The organism is Mycoplasma sp. 394 (assembly GCF_054353895.1).
On sequence record NZ_JBTHHL010000002.1, the window covers coordinates 23,153 to 42,337 of the forward strand.

At 26.1% G+C, this 19,185-nt stretch carries 15 protein-coding genes; 14 read left to right on the forward strand and 1 reads right to left on the reverse strand.

All coding sequences use genetic code 4. The features are described from left to right. Positions 1-189: 189 nt before the first annotated feature. The 12 genes from mnmG (at position 190) to ACXYRQ_RS00890 (ending at position 15,790) form a co-directional block, all read left to right on the forward strand. Positions 190-2,010, forward strand: a complete 1,821-nt coding sequence (gene mnmG / locus ACXYRQ_RS00835; RefSeq protein ID WP_458614508.1) for a tRNA uridine-5-carboxymethylaminomethyl(34) synthesis enzyme MnmG — start codon at positions 190-192, stop codon at positions 2,008-2,010. Continuing rightward, the gene (locus tag ACXYRQ_RS00840) at positions 2,010-2,444 is read left to right on the forward strand and encodes a 23S rRNA (pseudouridine(1915)-N(3))-methyltransferase RlmH (RefSeq protein ID WP_458607265.1); all 435 of its coding nucleotides are present in this window, start codon (positions 2,010-2,012) and stop codon (positions 2,442-2,444) included. Before mnmG ends, ACXYRQ_RS00840 begins: the two co-directional genes overlap by 1 nt. A 144-nt stretch (positions 2,445-2,588) precedes the next feature. Beyond that, positions 2,589-3,020, forward strand: coding sequence for an LSm family protein (locus ACXYRQ_RS00845; RefSeq protein ID WP_435128526.1), 432 nt, complete (start codon positions 2,589-2,591; stop codon positions 3,018-3,020). A 7-nt stretch (positions 3,021-3,027) separates the two neighbouring features. After that, positions 3,028-4,788 carry a NusA N-terminal domain-containing protein gene (locus ACXYRQ_RS00850; RefSeq protein ID WP_458614509.1) on the forward strand — a complete coding sequence of 587 codons (1,761 nt, stop codon included), beginning with the start codon at positions 3,028-3,030 and terminating at the stop codon, positions 4,786-4,788. After that, on the forward strand, positions 4,769-5,071 hold the full coding sequence (locus tag ACXYRQ_RS00855) for a YlxR family protein (protein WP_458597499.1): 303 nt from the start codon (positions 4,769-4,771) through the stop codon (positions 5,069-5,071). Before ACXYRQ_RS00850 ends, ACXYRQ_RS00855 begins: the two co-directional genes overlap by 20 nt. Then, positions 5,046-6,851: a translation initiation factor IF-2 gene (gene infB / locus ACXYRQ_RS00860; protein ID WP_458614510.1), complete on the forward strand. Its 1,806-nt coding sequence runs from the start codon at positions 5,046-5,048 to the stop codon at positions 6,849-6,851. The genes ACXYRQ_RS00855 and infB overlap by 26 nt, the downstream gene beginning before the upstream one ends. Positions 6,852-7,014: 163 nt before the next feature. Continuing rightward, a complete protein-coding gene (locus ACXYRQ_RS00865; RefSeq protein ID WP_458614511.1) occupies positions 7,015-7,989 on the forward strand; it encodes a hypothetical protein in 975 nt (324 codons plus the stop codon). A 425-nt stretch (positions 7,990-8,414) separates the two neighbouring features. Beyond that, positions 8,415-8,684, forward strand: coding sequence for a hypothetical protein (locus tag ACXYRQ_RS00870; RefSeq protein WP_458614512.1), 270 nt, complete (start codon positions 8,415-8,417; stop codon positions 8,682-8,684). A 103-nt stretch (positions 8,685-8,787) separates the two neighbouring features. Beyond that, a complete protein-coding gene (locus tag ACXYRQ_RS00875) occupies positions 8,788-10,776 on the forward strand; it encodes a S8 family serine peptidase (protein WP_458614513.1) in 1,989 nt (662 codons plus the stop codon). Continuing rightward, a complete protein-coding gene (locus ACXYRQ_RS00880; protein WP_458607259.1) occupies positions 10,760-12,070 on the forward strand; it encodes a hypothetical protein in 1,311 nt (436 codons plus the stop codon). The genes ACXYRQ_RS00875 and ACXYRQ_RS00880 overlap by 17 nt, the downstream gene beginning before the upstream one ends. Positions 12,071-12,528: 458 nt before the next feature. Then, entirely contained in the window at positions 12,529-14,517 is a 1,989-nt protein-coding gene (locus tag ACXYRQ_RS00885; protein ID WP_458597489.1) for a S8 family serine peptidase, read from the forward strand. Beyond that, positions 14,501-15,790, forward strand: coding sequence for a hypothetical protein (locus tag ACXYRQ_RS00890; protein WP_458597488.1), 1,290 nt, complete (start codon positions 14,501-14,503; stop codon positions 15,788-15,790). The genes ACXYRQ_RS00885 and ACXYRQ_RS00890 overlap by 17 nt, the downstream gene beginning before the upstream one ends. A 156-nt stretch (positions 15,791-15,946) precedes the next feature. Here the strand turns inward: ACXYRQ_RS00890 and ACXYRQ_RS00895 are convergent, their stop codons facing one another. After that, on the reverse strand, positions 15,947-17,824 hold the full coding sequence (locus ACXYRQ_RS00895; RefSeq protein ID WP_458597487.1) for a ribonuclease J: 1,878 nt from the start codon (positions 17,822-17,824) through the stop codon (positions 15,947-15,949). Positions 17,825-18,013: 189 nt separating this feature from the next. On the opposite strand from ACXYRQ_RS00895, the gene ACXYRQ_RS00900 reads away from it, so the two are divergent. Together ACXYRQ_RS00900 and rpmF are read left to right on the forward strand one after the other, a co-directional pair. Continuing rightward, complete coding sequence (locus tag ACXYRQ_RS00900) at positions 18,014-18,715, forward strand: hypothetical protein (protein ID WP_458614514.1); 702 nt, start codon at positions 18,014-18,016, stop codon at positions 18,713-18,715. A gap of 209 nt (positions 18,716-18,924) precedes the next feature. Further along, positions 18,925-19,128 carry a 50S ribosomal protein L32 gene (gene rpmF, locus ACXYRQ_RS00905; RefSeq protein WP_435128492.1) on the forward strand — a complete coding sequence of 68 codons (204 nt, stop codon included), beginning with the start codon at positions 18,925-18,927 and terminating at the stop codon, positions 19,126-19,128. Positions 19,129-19,185: the final 57 nt, after the last annotated feature.

Sequence of the window (19,185 nt, forward strand, 5' to 3'; positions counted from 1 at the left end):
TTAACGATTTTTGTTTTGGATGCTATATAAAATAAATTTATTTTCTTTTTTATGTTATATATAGTAAAAAAAGAAAATAAAGGGATTTATACACAAAGATATTAAGATTTAATTCACAAGCAAAACAAATTAAAAATTTTGCTAAAAAAATACAACTTTTTTAATATAATAAAAAATAAAGAGGTAAATATGGAAAAAAGTTATCAAGCAATCGTTATTGGTGGTGGTCATGCAGGTGTGGAGGCTGCTTTTGCTCTAGGAAATAAAGGTCATCAAACTGCATTAATTTCATTTGATTTAAAGCGTTTAGCGATGATGCCTTGTAATCCGTCGATTGGGGGTCCTGCAAAAGGGATTATAACTCGTGAAATTGATGCATTAGGTGGAGTTCAGGGATATTTTTCAGATTTAGCGATGATTCAAATTAAGATGTTAAATGAATCAAAGGGTCCTGCTGTTAGGGCATTAAGGGCTCAAATAGACAAAGATAAATATTCTAATATTATTGCGAAAGCACTAAATGAGCATCTAAATATTGATTTAATTGAAGCGGTTGTTGAAGAAGTTTTAACAGATTCAGAAAAAAAAGTAGTTGGTGTTGTTTTATCAGATGGAAGTGTTATAAAAACAACTGTGTTAGTGATCACAACTGGAACATATATGAATTCAAGAATTTTACGTGGAGATGAAATTACTATATCCGGACCTGATAATCAAAAAACTACACCAAAACTTAGTTTATCACTACAAAAATTGGGTTTGCATCTTCAACGCCTTAAAACTGGTACACCTGCTCGAATTTATGCCGATTCAATAGATTTTTCACAAGTAGAAAAAGAAGACTTAGAAGATACTATATTGACTTTTTCAAACCGTTCTAACATCAAACTTGATAAACAAATTTCATGTTATCTTACCTATACAAATGATGCAACACACAAAATAATTGAAGAAAATATTGGTAAATCTGCTATGTATTCAGGTTTAATCGAAGGGGTGGGACCTAGATATTGTCCTAGCATAGAAGATAAAGTAATGCGTTTTCGAGATAAACATCGTCATCAAATCTTTTTTGAACCTGAAACAGCTGATGGAAGTATTATATATGTAAACGGGATGTCAACATCAATGCCAATAGATGTGCAAGATAGGATGTTAAGAACTATACCAGGATTACAAAATTGTCGCATCCAAAAATGAGGGTATGCAATTGAATATGATGCTTTAAATCCCTTACAAATCCAACCATCCTTAGAATCAAAAGTGATTAAAAATCTCTATACAGCAGGACAAATCAATGGAACAAGTGGATATGAAGAGGCAGCCGCACAAGGATTAATTGCAGGAATAAATGCTGCATTAAATCTAGAAAATAAAGAGCCATTAATTTTAAAGCGTGATGATGCATATATCGGAGTATTAATAGATGATTTGGTAACAAAAGGAACAAAAGAACCATATCGAATGTTAACATCTAGAGCTGAATATCGATTGTTATTGCGTAATGATAACCCTGACTTACGTTTATCTAAATATGGTTATCAAATCGGATTGGTTTCTAAACAAACATATGATTATGTACTAAAAAAATATCAAACCATAGATGCAAAAATAAAGCGACTGAGTGAAGAATTTTTATCTTCAAAATCACAATTAGCACAAAAATATGGAATAGAAAATGGAGTTTCAATGTTAAAAGTTTTAGCCCGTCCAGATGTTAAAGCAGAAGAAGTACTAGGTGATTTCGAATTCAAAAATGAACTTACTACCATTATCCGTTTAGATGGTTATATTAAAAAACAACAAATCCAAGCACAAAAAATGTCGCGCTTAGATTCACTAAAAATACCAAAAGATATAGATTATCAGAAAGTGATGAATTTAGCAACAGAAGCTCGACAAAAACTTGAAGCAATTCGACCACAAACCATAGGTCAGGCATCTCGGATTTCCGGGATAAATCCTACTGATATACAAATGTTGATGTTTTATTTAGGTAGCAAAAAGTAATGAAATTGAATATTATCGCTGTTGGAAGTTTATCAAAAGAATACCAAGATATCTATAAACAATATATCAAGAAAATTATTTTTTTTGCAAAAATTAATTTAATAGAAATCAAAGAACAAAAAAATGATAATATTGACTTGAAAATAAAAAAAGAAACCCAATTAATCCTTGATAAGATACCTAAAAACTCAAAAGTATTTTATTTATCTACCAATGCAAAACAATATGATTCAATAGAATTCGGTAATTTGTTTTTAGATATTGATAATGTTACTTTTGTAATTGGAGGTTCAAACGGAGTTGATGAATCATATTTTGAAAATAAGATAAATTTTTCCAAAATGACTTTTCCACACGAATTATTTCGCATAATGCTTATTGAACAAATATATCGAAGTTTTACAATTAAAAATAATATAACTTATCATAAATAATTTTTTAATCTTATTAATATAAAATAAAAAATCTAAATTAATAATAAATTTTTATCATAAACTGCTATAATATAACAACTTCTCTTTTTTATGAATTATAAGGAGTTGTACGTCAGTGCAACTTTTCTTATTTTAAGGAGTCAAATGAACTATAAACAAATTTTAATTGAACAATTTGGTGATAATATTTTGGATGCAAAAATGGTTTCAAATGATTTTGGACAAACTTTAGAAATTACAAGTAAGTTTACTGACTTAAAGCAAGTTGAAGAATTATCCAAACAAGTTTCAATGTTTTTAAACACTCAAAATTGGTTTAAAGATGAATATAATTTAGAAGTTTTATCAAAGGGTTTAAAAACGGATTTAGATATCAATGATTTAACAAGTTATATAAATAAAGAAATAAAAATAAAAACAATTAAAAGTTATGAATCACATAATATCTTTGTAGTCACATTATTGGAAGTTTTTGATGATAAAATACTTGTTAGATGAAATAAAAAAGGGCAGATGCGAAAAGTATCATTTGAAAAAAATAATATTTCTTCAGTAGAGTTATATATTAAATTTTAAGGAACATATGGCAGAAAATAAAAATATTGTTATTGACAAAAGAAAAAATGAAAAAAATCAGTTATATCAAATGATTAACTCATATGCAGAATCTAAAAATTTTGACTTTGATACCATTTTAAATATCTTTAAAGAAGAAACATTAAAAGTTATAACAAAAGATATAGATCCTGATGCAGAAATTGATTTTATAGTTAATCACGAAGATAAGACTATCACATTAATCAAGCATAATATTATAGTAGTAGATGATTCAGATGAAATTGTTTTTGAAGAAATAAATGAGAAAAATAGTGAACCAGATTTACAGAGATTATTATTTATTCATATTAAAGAAGCGAAAATTTTAAATCCGAATATTCATTCAGGTGATACAGTTGATATAATTTGAGATTTTGGTTGAATCAGTAAAAAACATCGTGCTGCTATAGAAAACGGGTTTCGCAGTGAGTTAAAATTTGTTGATAAAGAACGTATAAGCAATATTTTTGTTAATAAAATTGGTCAAAAATTTCATGCTAAGGTTTTATCAACTATGGTTCGTGGTGGATTTTTAGTGGAAATCTTAGAAGATAATCGCTTATATAAAGCTTACTTATCGAAACATAAATTAAATCGTTCTGAACCGATACATCCTGGTTCAGATATACAGGTTACATTAGAAGGTATTAATTTAGAAAATAATCTCAATGTTTTAGAAGTTTCGATGATTGATCCAAACCAAGTCCAAGAAACTTTAAAAACTCAGATATCTGAAATAGGTAGCGGAGATATCGAAATTGTTAAGGTGCAAAGAATACCAGGAATTCGTTCTAAGGTTGCTGTAAGAGTTAATCCAAATCGTAACTTTAACTACGATATTGTTGGTTCAATTTTTGGTGAGGGAGCCAAACGCATCATTGCTGTATCTGATATTATTAAAGAAAAAATAGATATTATAAGGTGATCTGCAAATAAATTAGAATATGTTAAAAATGCATTATCGCCTGCTAAAGTAATTGATGTTGTTTTGCACAAGAAAACTCAAAAAGCCTATGCTATAGTTGAAAAAGAAGAATTTAAAACAGCAATTGGTCGCAGTGCATTAAATATTGACTTAGCATCAAAATTAACTGAAACCAAAATAGAAGTTATTGATGTTGAAAAAGCGATGCAACTAAAAATACCATTTAAATTAAAAGAAGTTAAAAAGACATTTGTTCTAAGAGAAAAATCGTTATTTAACACAAATAAAAAACCAAGAAAATCAAAACCAAATCAATATCTTAAAGATATCAATATTTCAATGGATGATTTTGATAAAGATGTAGCAGACTTTTATAGTTCAATGCGTATGCAGACTAGCGATTCATTAATTGCTAAACAAAATACATCGGAAACTATTGATTCACAACAAAAAAATAAATTACAAAAAACAAATGATAAAATTAAACAATCTAGTGAAAGTATGTTTGATGATTTATTTGAAAAAGTTGATAACCAAATTCAATCTGATAGCGAGTTAAATAATTATGATTTTGTAGATGATATTAATTCATCATTTGATATTAACTTTGCAGCAGAAGAAGAAATAGAAGAATTTCAAAATAGTATGCAAAGTAGTGATAAACCAAAAGAATTTAATAATAAAAACCAAATTAAAAAAGAGAAAAAAGTTATTACTGAATACAAGAAGATTAAAGACTTTAAAGTTGATAATGATTTAATGAACTATGGTTTAGATACAGATATTAATTTTGATGATTTAGATGATGAATGAGAATCTTAAAAACTTTAATCGTAAATGTATCGCGACTAACCAAATAGTAAATGTTAAGGAAATGTTGCGTTTTGATTTTAATCGCAAAGCAAATACAGTTATTTTAGATAAAAATCAAAATATGAAAGGAAGAGGTGCTTATTTTATTCCATCTTTTGAAAATTGGAATAAAATAAGAAGAACTAAAGCATTAAATCGTACCTTTCGTACCAATGTCACTAATGAAACTTACGATGACTTGGAATCACAAATTCAGGAGGTGATCAATGTCAAAGAAAACACATCGGATTAGTAATGTTGCTGAAATAAAGCAACAACTACAAACAGCAAAAACTGAAGTAAAAGATGGAGTGTTTATTTTTACAGGTAAAATGACTATCGGAGATTTTGCTAAAATTACTCGTATTAATGCAAACGACATAATCAAAAAATTCTTTTTACAAGGTAAGATGTATAATCTTAATCACATTTTATCCGAAGAAGAAATTGGTGAAATTTGTTTAGAAAATAATTTAGACTTTCAAAAAGAAACAAATGTTGATGGATCAAACTTTTTAGATGAAGTAAATTTTGAAGATAGACCAGAAGATTTAATTCATCGTAGTCCAATTATTACTGTGATGGGTCATGTTGATCATGGAAAAACCACCCTAATAGATAAAATAAGACGATCGAATATTGTCGCAACCGAATCAAGTGGGATTACCCAACATACCGGAGCATATCAAATTGAACATAAGAATGCAAAAATAACTTTCTTAGATACTCCAGGGCATGAAGCATTTACTAAAATGCGTGCTCGTGGAGCGAAAATTACTGATATTATTATTTTAGTTGTTGCAGCAGACGATGGTGTAATGCCTCAAACCAAAGAAGCGATTCAACATGCAAAGGCAGCTAATGTTCCTATTATTGTTTTTGTCAATAAAATGGATAAGCCTAACAAGGATTTAGATCGTTTGAAGGGAGAGTTAGCAGATAATGAAGTTGTAATCAATGAATACGGTGGAGACACTCAAATAGTTTATGGATCAGCAATAAACGGTGATGGTTTAACTCAATTATTTGATGAAATAACCTTACTTGCTGAACTTTTAGATTTAAAAGCTAATCCAAAACGATATCCAATTGGAACAGTTATCGAATCACGTGTTGATAAAGGTGCTGGTGCAGTTTCTACAATAGTAATTGAAAATGGAACATTATATAAAGGTGACTTTATTGTTGCTGGCTCTAAATATGGAAGGATTCGTTCTTTAACTGATACAAACGGACATCCTATTAAAAAAGTTTATCCAGGTATGCCGGCAATTATAACAGGATTAAATTATGCCCCTGATGCTGGTGATAAATTTATTGGATTTAGTGATGAAAAATTTGCAAAGAAATTAGCTAACGAAAAGGCTTTTTCTGATAAAATGAATTTATTGCATGATAAATCATTAGTAAATGCAAATTCAGATGGTAAAAAAATAATAAATATTATAATTAAATCAGATGTTCACGGGACTTCTGAAGCTATCAAAGGACAAATAAATGGACTTGAAAATGATGAAGCAATTATAAAGGTTATTGCTGCATCAGCAGGGTTTGTAAGCGGAAATGATTTATTACTAGCACAAGCATCAAATGCTATAATCTTCGTGTTTAACCTAAAAACACCATCAAATATGAAACAAAATGCTCAGGCACAAAATATTAGTATTATTGAGCATAATGTAATTTATAAGATAATTCAAGATTGTCAAAGTATTTTAGATGAATTAAAAGCACCAATTTATGAAGATTGCAAGATCGGTGAAGCACATATTATCAAGGTTTTCTTTTATTCAAAAGTAGGAAAGATTGCAGGATGTATGATGGATGCTGGTGTGGTTCGCGAAAAATGTAAGGTAAAAGTATATCGTAAAGGAAAAATAATTCACGAAGGACAACTAGAAACTTTACGTCGTGAATTAAATGATGCAAAAGAAGTTGTAAAAGGTAAAGACTTTGGTACACATATAAAAGATTTTAATGATATCCAAGAAGATGATGTTTTAGAATTCTATGAAGAAGTAAGAATTAATTAAAAATTGATTTAAAGTATAAATATGTGAAAAATTAACATATTTATTTTTTCACTAGAAATATTTATATACCAGAAAAATTATAAGAATGTTTGAATTGCTAAAAAAGACTATAATATAGATATATATCAATTATGGAGCAATGTTTAAAAAACATTAAATAATTATGAAAAAAAGTGTTAGAAAAATTTTGGTTTCAGGAGGTTCTTTATTGCCTTTAATAACAACATCGGCTGCTATTTCATGTAGTTATCGGAAAGTTAATGATGAAAAAATTAAGGTTGGTGGAACTGATAAACAAACCCCAAGTAAAAATGATAAAATTTCACCTGTTCAATCTGTATTAGATTTACAAAAGAAAATCAGAACTGAAAATAACGAATTCTTTAATAATAATCTTACAAAATATAAAGCATATGATAAAGCAAAAAACGAAGGAAGAGATCAGTCTGATTTAGATAAAATTCTTTCTGCATCTGAAGTGAAAAGATTCGAAAGTTTAGTTCGTAATTTTTCGCAAGCAGTTAGATCACAAAGCAAAAAGAATTTTGATAATTTATCATTCTTTAATGAATATCATCCTGCAATTTATTTTCAAAAGGAAAATGAATATATATCACTTTTAAACAAAAATGAACTTAATAAAAAACACGATTTTTATCGTTTATCTACATCAAAAGATGAAGCAAGTGTTAATGAATACAAAAAATATGAAGCTATAAAAGAAAATTTTCAAAAAATTGGTACTCTTTCAAATATTGATGATATAGTTTTTAATAATTTAAATTCTTATCAAGTAGGTCGAATTAAAGAATATGCTCAATTAGTAGCAAATACAAGCTTAGAAAATTTACTGCATAATAACAATGTATATTATTATTTTACAGATAATTATGCAAGGAATATCGATGCTTATAGTTTTAATTTAGATAGTATTTTAAAGAAAGTATATCTTATTAATTGATTTATGCCTAACAGCGAAAATGTTCGTAATTCACATCGTCCAATTGCTTTGTTTATCAGTGTTCCTAAAAGCGAAAATTATCAATTGTTTGATAAAGATAATGAAATGGTTAGAAATAAAACATTTTTTGTTACCAACTGATCAAGGTATGATGAATTAACATCTGATAATTTATAGTTCATTAGCAAAAAAACCGAGAAGTAAAATTTCTTGGTTTTTTTTAATAACAAATATAAAAAATTTTGTAATTTCACTTTTTTATGTTATTATAATTATAGATAAGGTTAAAAAAGGATGAAATCTTATTAAGGTAAATAATTAAATATAATAAAACCTACCTTATCAATTTAAAATTAAAAAATGGAGTAAAATGGTTATTGAAAATAAACTGACATCAAAATTTATAAACAATTGAGATTATAAACCGAGGATATTAAAGTATCTAAATTTATATGATGTTAATAATAAATTATATTTATCAATATTTAATAAATTAATCAATGATATAGTAAATAAGATTAAAAAAAGACTTAATAGATATAAACAAATCAACTCAATTTAAAAATTTAGTTGATGTTTTAGTATTAAAATATGTATTATAAATGAAAAAAAGCGATATATATCATTGAACCTATCCGTATCAAACCATTAAATATCAAACTAATAACAAAGAAGTTGTATTAGCAGAAATTTCAGATAGAATATTCAGTTTTAATTCAAGCAGGTTATATTTATATGATCTACCTAAACTTGATGATATTAAATCAAATTTAATTTATGAAGTTATTCAAATACCAAAGGATTATAGTGTGGAATTTGAAAGTATATTAAACTTTAAAGAAACCAATGATTTTTTAGTAAAACAAAAATAATATTAAAAGAAAATAATATATTGGTGGAGTGGAATCTTGCCTTTATAAAATATACTAAATAAAATAGTTAAATAATGTTATCAATCAAAATAAAAGGAGTAAAATGAAAAATAGAAGAAAATTTTTATGAGCATTAGGTATGACATCGGCTATTGTCTTACCTATTGCAATCGTATCAACACCAAATACAAATAAAAACATCCAATGATATGAAAAAGCAAATAATCTAAAGTTAGAAGTTAGAGATTCATTTGCTAAAAATTATAATCTTAATTCAAGTGTTGGACAAATAAATAATGATTATGAGTTAAAAGTTTTATTAAATCATAAATATTTAACCAACTTACAAATTAATGATGAAAAATATATAAAAGAACAAAACCAAAATTTTATTAATTATGTTAAAAAAATAGGATTAAAATTTCTGAGTTCTACTTCAAGCAGAATCTCACCGATAGTATGATTTTATTTTCAAAATGAAGATAATCGTAAAGAATTTATACATAAATTAAATAAAGATAATCAGGTTAATAGATTTATTCTTTATAAAAATGATATAACAAATATCAAAATACCTGTAAAAGAAATTTATGAATCTCCTGATAATTATTATTCATACAGAGATGATCTTTTCAGATATGAAATCAAAAATAAATATCAAATTTATAAAACAGTAAATTTTGAAAAACAAAATCAAAAAGATCTAAATAGTCATACCAGTTACAATGAAAATAATGTAGGTGTTATGGAATATAGAGGACAACTTAATTATTCGACTACATATAATTTTTTCAAAAATAATATGTACGTTTTGAATCAATATACAGAGACAAAAGAAGATGTAGATGATCATGGTATTATTGTTTCATCTATTGTAGGTGGCAAGGAAGGTTTTGATAAGAAAGCAAGTATTTATTTTACATCTTTTGATGGCAAAAATAGCGACTGACAAAAAAGACTTGAAGATTTAATTATAGATAAAGGTATTAGAGTTATTAACCATAGTTACGGAAGTGGTCTTAATTTAAGAGAAAAACTTTACGGTGAAGAAAGTTATATAGTTGATTATCTTTCTCGAAAATATGGTGTTGTAAATGTATTTTCTGCTGGAAATGGTAATGATGGCAGAGGAATGAATTGAATAAATAAATATTCATTATCTTACAATTCAATTGTTGTAGGTGCATTAAATAAGAATTTAGAAGCAAATATAAAAGACAACCGAATTGCATCATACTCGAATATATTAATTGACCCAAGTAATGGTGATGTTGCAAAACCATTTATAACTGCACCTGGAACGTTTGAATTATATGAAGAAAAAAATGGAACAAGTTTTTCTGCACCAGTTATAACTGGATTATTATCTACATTATTAAGAGAGAAAAAATTAATATTAGATAAAGATGAAACTAGAATACCTGCTTTAAAAAGTATCCTTAGTGCTTCTGCTATATCAACAAACGATCCGAAACAACTCAATAAATCTAATGGTTTTAGCAATTTATATGGATCAGGTATACCTGACTTTGAAAATATGAAAATAGCCGCAGATAATTTAAGTATATTAAAGATCAATTCATCCGATACTAATGATATTCTTAAAAGATCAAATTCGATTTATTTAAATTCAGGCCAAATATTAAAAGCATCGTTATCATGAATGTTTAATGCAGGTTTATTAAAGAATCTTGAAAATAAACCAAAATACAATTCAAATGTAAATTGATGGTGATTTTTAGGTCCAATCGGTGGTTTAATAGCTAACAAAGTAGAGTCAGATCGTGTAAAAAGAGAGACATCAGAATGAGAAAAAACCCACCACAAATCAGATTGATTAAAAACAGATGAAGTATTAAAAAAACAAAAAATGAAATTTTCAGATTATGATTTTATCTTAGAAAAGTATGAGTATAATAAAGGTTGAGTTGAAGTTGCAAGATCTGAATCTTCAACATCTAATGATGAATTAATTGAATATAAATCAGATGGTTCAGGAGAATATAGATTAGTAGTAAGGAAATATAAATCAGCTTTATTTGATAACTCAGTGGATGATATTTTAGCATATACATATGTTGTTCAAAAATAAACTATTTAAATTTATTTTCGGTACTACACCTATTATTACTATTATTGCATCTGCATGTTCAACTTCAAAACACGATAATAAAAATTCAGAAACTCAACAAACCGAACGTAACCTTGGATATTCAATAAATTTACTAAGATTAAAACAACAATCACAAGATATTAAACTAAATAATTCACAAATTTTTGACCAATTTATTCCTTACAAAAAAGATCAATGAAGTGCTGTTAATTATTTTAATCAACCACTTTTAATTAAAACAAAAGATGAGTTTATTAAGAATGTTGTAGGTAAGGTTAATGAACTTTACCAAAAATATAACTTAAATAAATCAATGAGTGATGAAGAAATAACAAAAACATTTGAAGATGATTTTTTAGATGCTAAAAACATAGATGATATATTAAAAACACAAAATATTTTAATTTATGAGCAAACCCCGTATCAAATCCCATCTTATCTAGATTATCTTGTTTATGATGCGGAAAATGATATGGGGAAAATCAAAATTTTTAAAATTCTACCTGGTTATTATTTAGATGTTAAACACCTTTATATTTATTATACAAGAAAGATATTTACAATCTTTAAGTTACCTAAAAACAAGGATTATGAAATTAAAGAATTTCCTAATGACCAAATAGATCAGTATATTAACAATTTATCTAATGAATTGCATTACAAAAAAGACGATTTTATTCTAGGGGACAAACAAATTGACATAAAGTTACTTATAAATAAAGCGCAAATTAGGCAAGATATAATATATAAACCTGTAGAATTTTTAGGTGAGTTAACAAATGATATACTTGCTCTAATACCATCAACTACTGAGTATCTGAAAATAACTAATGAATCAGAATTTAACAATCAGTTTTTAGACAATATATATAATATTTCACAAAACTTACATCTTAATCTGTCTAAACAAGAAATTAAAAATATTTTTCAATCTCAATATTTAAAAGCAAAAGACCTTTCAGATATACTTACTAATAATAATTTATATATTCGTATTATAAAAGAAAAAGGTAATATATATCATTTTACTTATCCGTATCAAACAATTAAATATGATATTAATAGCAGAAATAAGGAAATGACATTAGCTAAAATATCAGAAAGAGTGTTTGAATTTAATTCAAGAAGAAGTGATGATCAAAATAAGGAAGCAAGTGATGTTAAAGTAAATCTCATTTTAGAAGTTTTTCAAGCACCAAATGATTATAGTATTAAATTTAAAGGTGTGTTAAATTTTAAAGAAACTAATGACTTTTTGGTAAAGCAAAGATAAAATAACAAGAAAACCTTGTTATTTTAAATTTCATCATCTTCGCCATAGTCATCAGCGGAGCAAACATCAACAAAAATTTCTTATCTCAAATAATTAAGCATTTTTTGTGTTTTTTTGTTATTTTTAATGATTCCTGTTTTATTATCTCCTTTGCATTGTCTATTTTCATTTTTAGTGTTTGTGAAACTAATCCTGATTTTCTAAAACAAAACATTTTTTGTCAGCAAATGATCTAGGTATGATGAATTAACATCTGATAATTTATAGTTAAAAAGAATAAAAACAGGAAGCGAAATTTTCTTGGTTTTTTTAACGAATATAAAAAATTTTGTAATTTTACTTTTTATGCTAATATAATTATAGATAAGGTTAAAAAAGGATGAAAATCTTATATGGTATTTAATTGTTTTGTTATAAGAAAAAATGCCTTATCAATTTAAAATTAAAAAAGGAGCATAATGAAACATAAAAGAAAGTTCTTATGTGTACTAGGTATAGCATCTACTGTTGTTTTTCCTATAACCATTGTATCAACACCAAGGAATGTAACTAATGTTCAATGATATGAAAATTCAACAAATCCAAAACTACAAATAAGAGAATCTTTTGCTAGAAATTATAGTATTAATTCTTCAACACCACAACCTGATAATCATTTTGAATTAAAGGTTCTATTAAATCATAATTACAAAAATCAAAATCAAATCAATGATGAAGATTTTATAAAAACAGAAAATCAAAAATTTCTTGAGCATATGAAAATGTTGAAAATAGATTTTTTAAATTCTGTTATTAGCAGAATATCACCTATTGTATGATTTTATTTCAAAAGCGAAACAGATCGCAAAGAATTTATTTCAAAAATAAAGGATAACAAACAAGTAAATAGATTTATATTGTATAAAAATAATCCAGAATCAAATATGATGCTGATGACAAAATTTAGTGAAATTGATACTAGAATATTAGGTGGTGGATCTTATTATAATCACCATAATTATGATATTAAGAATATAAATGATGTTTATAAAACCGTTAATTTTCTAAAACAAAACGAAAAAGATCTTAATAGTCATGGTGGATATAATTTAAATAAAATAGGTATTTTGGAAGCAAATAGAGCACTACAAAAATGAAAAACTAATAATTTCGACAAAAACAAAGTTGAAATACTTAACGAATATAATGTGAACAATGATCATGGTTTAATTTCGACAATAATAGCAGCAGGAAAAGAAGGTTTTGACAAAAAAGCTAGCATATATTTTTCATCATTTTATAATACAAATTCTGATTGACAAACAAGATTAGAAGAAATGGTAATTGACAAAAAAATAAAAATCATAAATCACAGTTACGGAAGTTTTAATGAAGAAAAATATAAGTATTATGATGAAGAAAGTTATATTCTTGATTATTTATCAAGAAAATATGGTGTATTGAATGTAATTTCAGCTGGAAATGGAAATGATAATCAGAAAATGATGAAGTGAATAAATCAATTTGGTTTATCATATAATTCAATAGTTGTTGGTGCACTAGATAAAAATTTAAACGATAACATAAAAGATAATAAAATAGCATCATATTCTAATGTTTTAATTGATTCGAGTCACGGTGATATAGCTAAGCCTTTTATAGCTGCACCAGGCTCATATACATTAGCTAACGGACAAACCTGACAAGGAACAAGTTTTTCATCTCCTGTTGTTGCGGGTATGCTATCAACATTATTACGAGAAAAACCTTTATTAGACAATGATTTATATAGAATACCAGCATTAAAAAGCATCCTTAGTGCATCTGCTGTTTCAACAAATGATAGTGATCAAAAAATAAAGACTAGCGGTTTTTCAAATAAATATGGAGCCGGAATTCCTGATTATGAAAATATGATAAAAGCATCAAATCATATTAATTATGCAACAGTTAAATATAATAATTCAGCTGGTGTAATAAAATCTACTAATTCTTTTTTTACTTCAAAAGGAAAAACAATAAAAGCATCTTTATCATGGATGTTTAATGCAGGTTTATTAAAAAACAAAGAAAATCAACCAGCATATAATCCTAATGTTAATTGATGATGATTTTTAGGACCTATTGGTGGAATAGTTGCTAATTCTATTGAAGTTGACAGATTAAATAAAGAAAGTGAAAAATGAAGCATTGAGCATCGTTCTAATGATTGATTAAAACATAAAGTGGTATTGAATAGACAATCAGAAAAGTTTTCTGATTATGATTTGTATTTAGAAAAATATGATAAAATTCAAGGTTGAATAACAGTAGCATCTTCTAAGTCTATTTCATCAAATGATGAATTAATAGAATATCATACAACAGAAGATGGTGAATATAGATTAGTAGTGAAGAAATGAAAATCAGCTTTGTTTGAAAATTCTGTTGATGATGTTTTAGCGTTTACATATGTCATTCAAGAGTAAATTATTAAAATCACTACTTATCTCTACACCAATATTCACTGCTATTGCAGTTTCATGTTCAAATAAAAAAGATTATTCAGAAACTGTTTCTACTGATACACCATATTTAATGGATTTGCTACGACTTAAGCAAGTTCAACAAGGAATTGTTATGAATAATTCTGAGCTTTTTGATCAATTTATAGATAAAAATAAGATTTCAACTACTCCGATTTATTTTAGCAAGCCTACATTAATTAAATCTAAATCCGAATTTAATGATACTGTTATAAATGTTATCAATCAAACATACCAAAAATTTCATATGCAAAAATTATTGTCGGACAATGATATTTTGCAAATTTTTGAAAAAGATTTTTTAAATAACCAAAGCTTAGAAAATGTATTAAATGATAATAATATCCTTATATATCAAGATGGTGATTTATTTGGCACTGAATATTTAGAATATCTAATTTTTGATCATATCAGCAGCAACAAAGTAAGTATACTAAAAACAACTACAGGTATGGATTTACCTGTTTGAACTGCTCTTTCACCTTACTTACCTATATTTACTGTGTTAAAAATACCAAAAAACAAAGATTACACAATAACTGAACTTGATAAAACACAACAAAAAGTGTTAAAAAAAAGATTGTATTATGAACTTAATTATAAATTTACAGATTTTATAGTTCGTGAATCGTTTGAAAGTTTAACAAATCTGATAAATAATATTCAGATAAAACAAAGTATAAATTCTAAAAAAATATTATTTTTAGGAGATTTAACAAATCGATCATTATCTAATATCGAGCAAACAAAGCAGCCATTGATAATTAACACAACAGAAGAATTTAATCAAAAAATTCTTCTACCACTATTAAATACAGCAAAAGAACAGTCATCTAATTTAACTCCATTAAATATAAAAAATAATTTTGAAGAATTATTTTTATCTGGGAAGAAAATAGAGAATGTTTTGAGAAAAAATAAACTCATAGTTCATATAAGTAAATCACTTGGTCAAATATTAAACTGAAATTTTCCTAATCATCTAGTGATAAATAAGGAGAAGAATAATAAAGTCCATATTTCATATGTAAGTCAACGAACCTTTAATTTCAATTTTTCAAAATATGATTTTTTTAGTATACCAAATGCTTCTGAACAAAAGGCAAGTCTAGTTTATGAAGTATTTTTTGTTCCAAAAGATAATGAAGTGCTATTTGATGGAGAAATGAATTATAAACAAGCAAATGATTTCCTAGTTTTACAAAAAAAATATTAATGTTAGAATAAATTAATCAAATATTTGATTTAAAAATTCTAAAAAATATAAAAATAAATATTGATAAACATAAAGAATTGCGAAAAAGATTAATATAATTGGTTATTAATCTTTTAGTCCAACTCCAAGATAAAATAACAAGAAAACCTTGTTATTTTAAATTTCATCATCTTCGTCATGATCATCATCTGCACAAACATCACCAAAAATTTCTTGCTTTAAATCATCAAGCATTTGTTTTTGTTTTTTGTTGTTTTTTATTATCTGTGTTTTGTTTTCGATATGGCAAAGTTGTGTATCTGATTTAGAATTAGTAAAATTAATTTTACATTCTTTTATCCTTTCATCAGCTGTTTCTTCGGTAAATATAATTGTAGGAATAATAATTGGTTTACGACGTTTTTCTTTATAAAACAAATTAGATAATCTATCGATAATAACTTTTTCTAAATCCTTGGTGGTTCAATTATTCGAGTTTTTGATTTGATGTAAGATTGCTCCGTGACTAATACGTCGAGCTTCATCTACTAATTCTTTGGATGTTTTAACAAAGAAACTTCCACGAGTGATAATATTAGGTCTACCAATAATCATATTTTTTTCTTTATCTATTAAAAATACTATATTTACAAAACCAGATTCTTTCAGCATCTCCCTTTGTTTAATAATATTTGCATTAATTGTTAATACTTTATTACCATCAATATAAACTGGTCCAAAATCAACTTTCTCATTGGTTTTATAGATATTTTGATTCAACATATGATATACATCACCTTTTTCTAAAATCAAAACATTCTTTGGATTTATACCATTTGATATGGCTGTTTTTCCATGTGCAACACACATTCGGTATTCACCATGATAAGGAAGAAAGTATTTGGGTTTAGTTAGTCTAAAAATTTTGTCATGCTCTCATTGATATGCATGACCAGACGTATGTAAATAACCATCAATACCATTTTCTTTGATTATTGCTCCTAGTTTATAAAGTCGGTTAATAAGTAATTCTACAACCATACGATTTCCAGGAATTGGACTTGAGGAAAATATAATTACATCACCTTTGGTTATTTTTATAGTAGCATGTTTACCATAACTCATCCTTGATAAAGCTGCTAATTGTTCTCCTTGTGATCCGGTGGTTAAAATTAGTAAATCCTTATTAGGTGTGCTTGCAAGTTGTTTTTTATCGATTAAAACATCATCGCTAACATTTATATAACCTAACTTGCGGCCAATTTTCACTCCTTGTATCATTGATCTTCCAAATGTAATGACCTTTCTACCTAACTTTTGAGCTAGTTCGATAATAACTTTAACTCTTGTAAGGTTTGATGCAAAAGTTGTAACAACAATTTTGTGTTTTGCATCAGTAATAATACGTTCAATGTCAGTCAAAATATCACTTTCACTTGGTGAGTGATTAGGACGCATTGCATTAGTAGAATCGGATAAAAGTGCTGTAAGTCCTTGTTTTCCGATTTCATCGAGGCGGGCAAAATCTGTGTAATTACCAATTGGAGTATAATCAAAACGAAAATCTCCAGTACACATTATTGAACCATTTGGAGTTGTAATTCTGATACCAAAAGCATCTGGAATTGAGTGTTGTGCAGTTCAAAAATCAACTTTACAATTATTATCAAAGTAATGTACATCTGATTTATTTATCTCGATAAATTCGATATTTTTATTAATTTTATGTTCATCAAATTTTAATTTTAAATATTGAATTGCAATTCTTGGGGCAAAGATTTTTTTAATATTAACTTGTTTTGCTAAATATACAACTCCACCAATATGATCTTCATGCCCATGAGTGATAAAAACACCTTCAATTATTTTATTAGATTGCTTTAAATATTCATATCTAGGTACAATCCCTTTGATACCAGTATTATAAGTATCAGCGAATTTAATTCCTGAATCAATGATAAAAATATGATTTAAATGTTCTATTATAAGGGTAGATTTACCTATTTCAAGTAAACCACCTAAACCTAAAATTTTAGTAGGAATAGTATTGTTCATTTATGCTCCTGCATTAATTTGATAAGTTATTTTTAAGGAAATATTATAATTTTGTAAATAAGAATAATAATTATTAATATTTATATCATAAGATTTATAAAATAAAAGTAATTAGACTAAAAATATCAAAAATTTAGTGAATTTATATCAAATGATATAATTATAAAAACAAAAAGATTAAGGAAGAATATGATAGGTATAATTTATTCGATGATTTGATTTCTGATACCTTATAACAAATTTGTATCAGATTATATTAGTTTTAGTTTATATCGACTTAAGAATGCTAAAGCAAAGATTGATAACAAAGTTTTTGATTTCTTGTATCAAAGAATTAAATTATATATTAAAATTCTAATTTTTATAACAATAATCAGTGTAATTTCGTTTATTTCTATTTTGCTCTTATTTATACTGTTAAAACAAAAGATTAACACAAATTCATACGATACTTTTAATGCAGTTATGATAACTTTATTGGTGCTTTTTGGAATTGATTTGTTTTTATACACGAATTCATTTTTTACCTTTAAAAGAATGCGAAAAGACTTAAAAAAATATCGTGATTATAATAATAAATTAGGAAAGAGCAATCTTTTATATCATAAAATACTAGATAAAAGAGAGAACACACAACTTAATTTCCGAAGCAACGGAATATTTGTTTATGCAAAAGATTATGATATGCAGCAGAAAAAGTCAGATTATTTTTACAAGATACCATTATCTAGGCATTTTCATTATCCAGCCAAAATATTAACAAAAATCAAAGATATTCAAACCCGAAATTATGTGTTTATTTCACAAGATTATAAAACTTTATTTTATAAAAACCAACCCGTTGTCTCAGGGATGTTTTACGATTTATATCAAGATACATTAAAATACTAACTATAATTATCTTCCAGTTGTATTTTTACAACTGTAATATAGTTAAAAAAGTAAAAGTTAATGTTTTTGGAAGAATCTATTAAGTATAAATTTCATTAGATAAAAAACATAATTTTTTTATTTCTATTTATAATCTTTTTTAATATAATTAAAAAGCTTTCAATTATTAAGATAATTTTTATTAAAAAAAACCACAAAGGAGGAAAACCATGGCTATTGTACCAAAACGTAAAACATCTAAACAACGTAAACACAAAAGACAAACACACAGTGCTTTAACATTACCTAATTTAGTAAAATGCAGTAACTGTTCAGAAGCAATTGAACAACATGTTGTATGCTGAAATTGTGGTTTTTACAAAGGTGTAAAAGTTAAACACTATGTTGCACAAAGTGACAGAATTCAGAAATAGTAGCATTTGCTATTTTTTTTCGCCTTTTTTAGTTTGTAATTAGTTCTTTTTTTATAT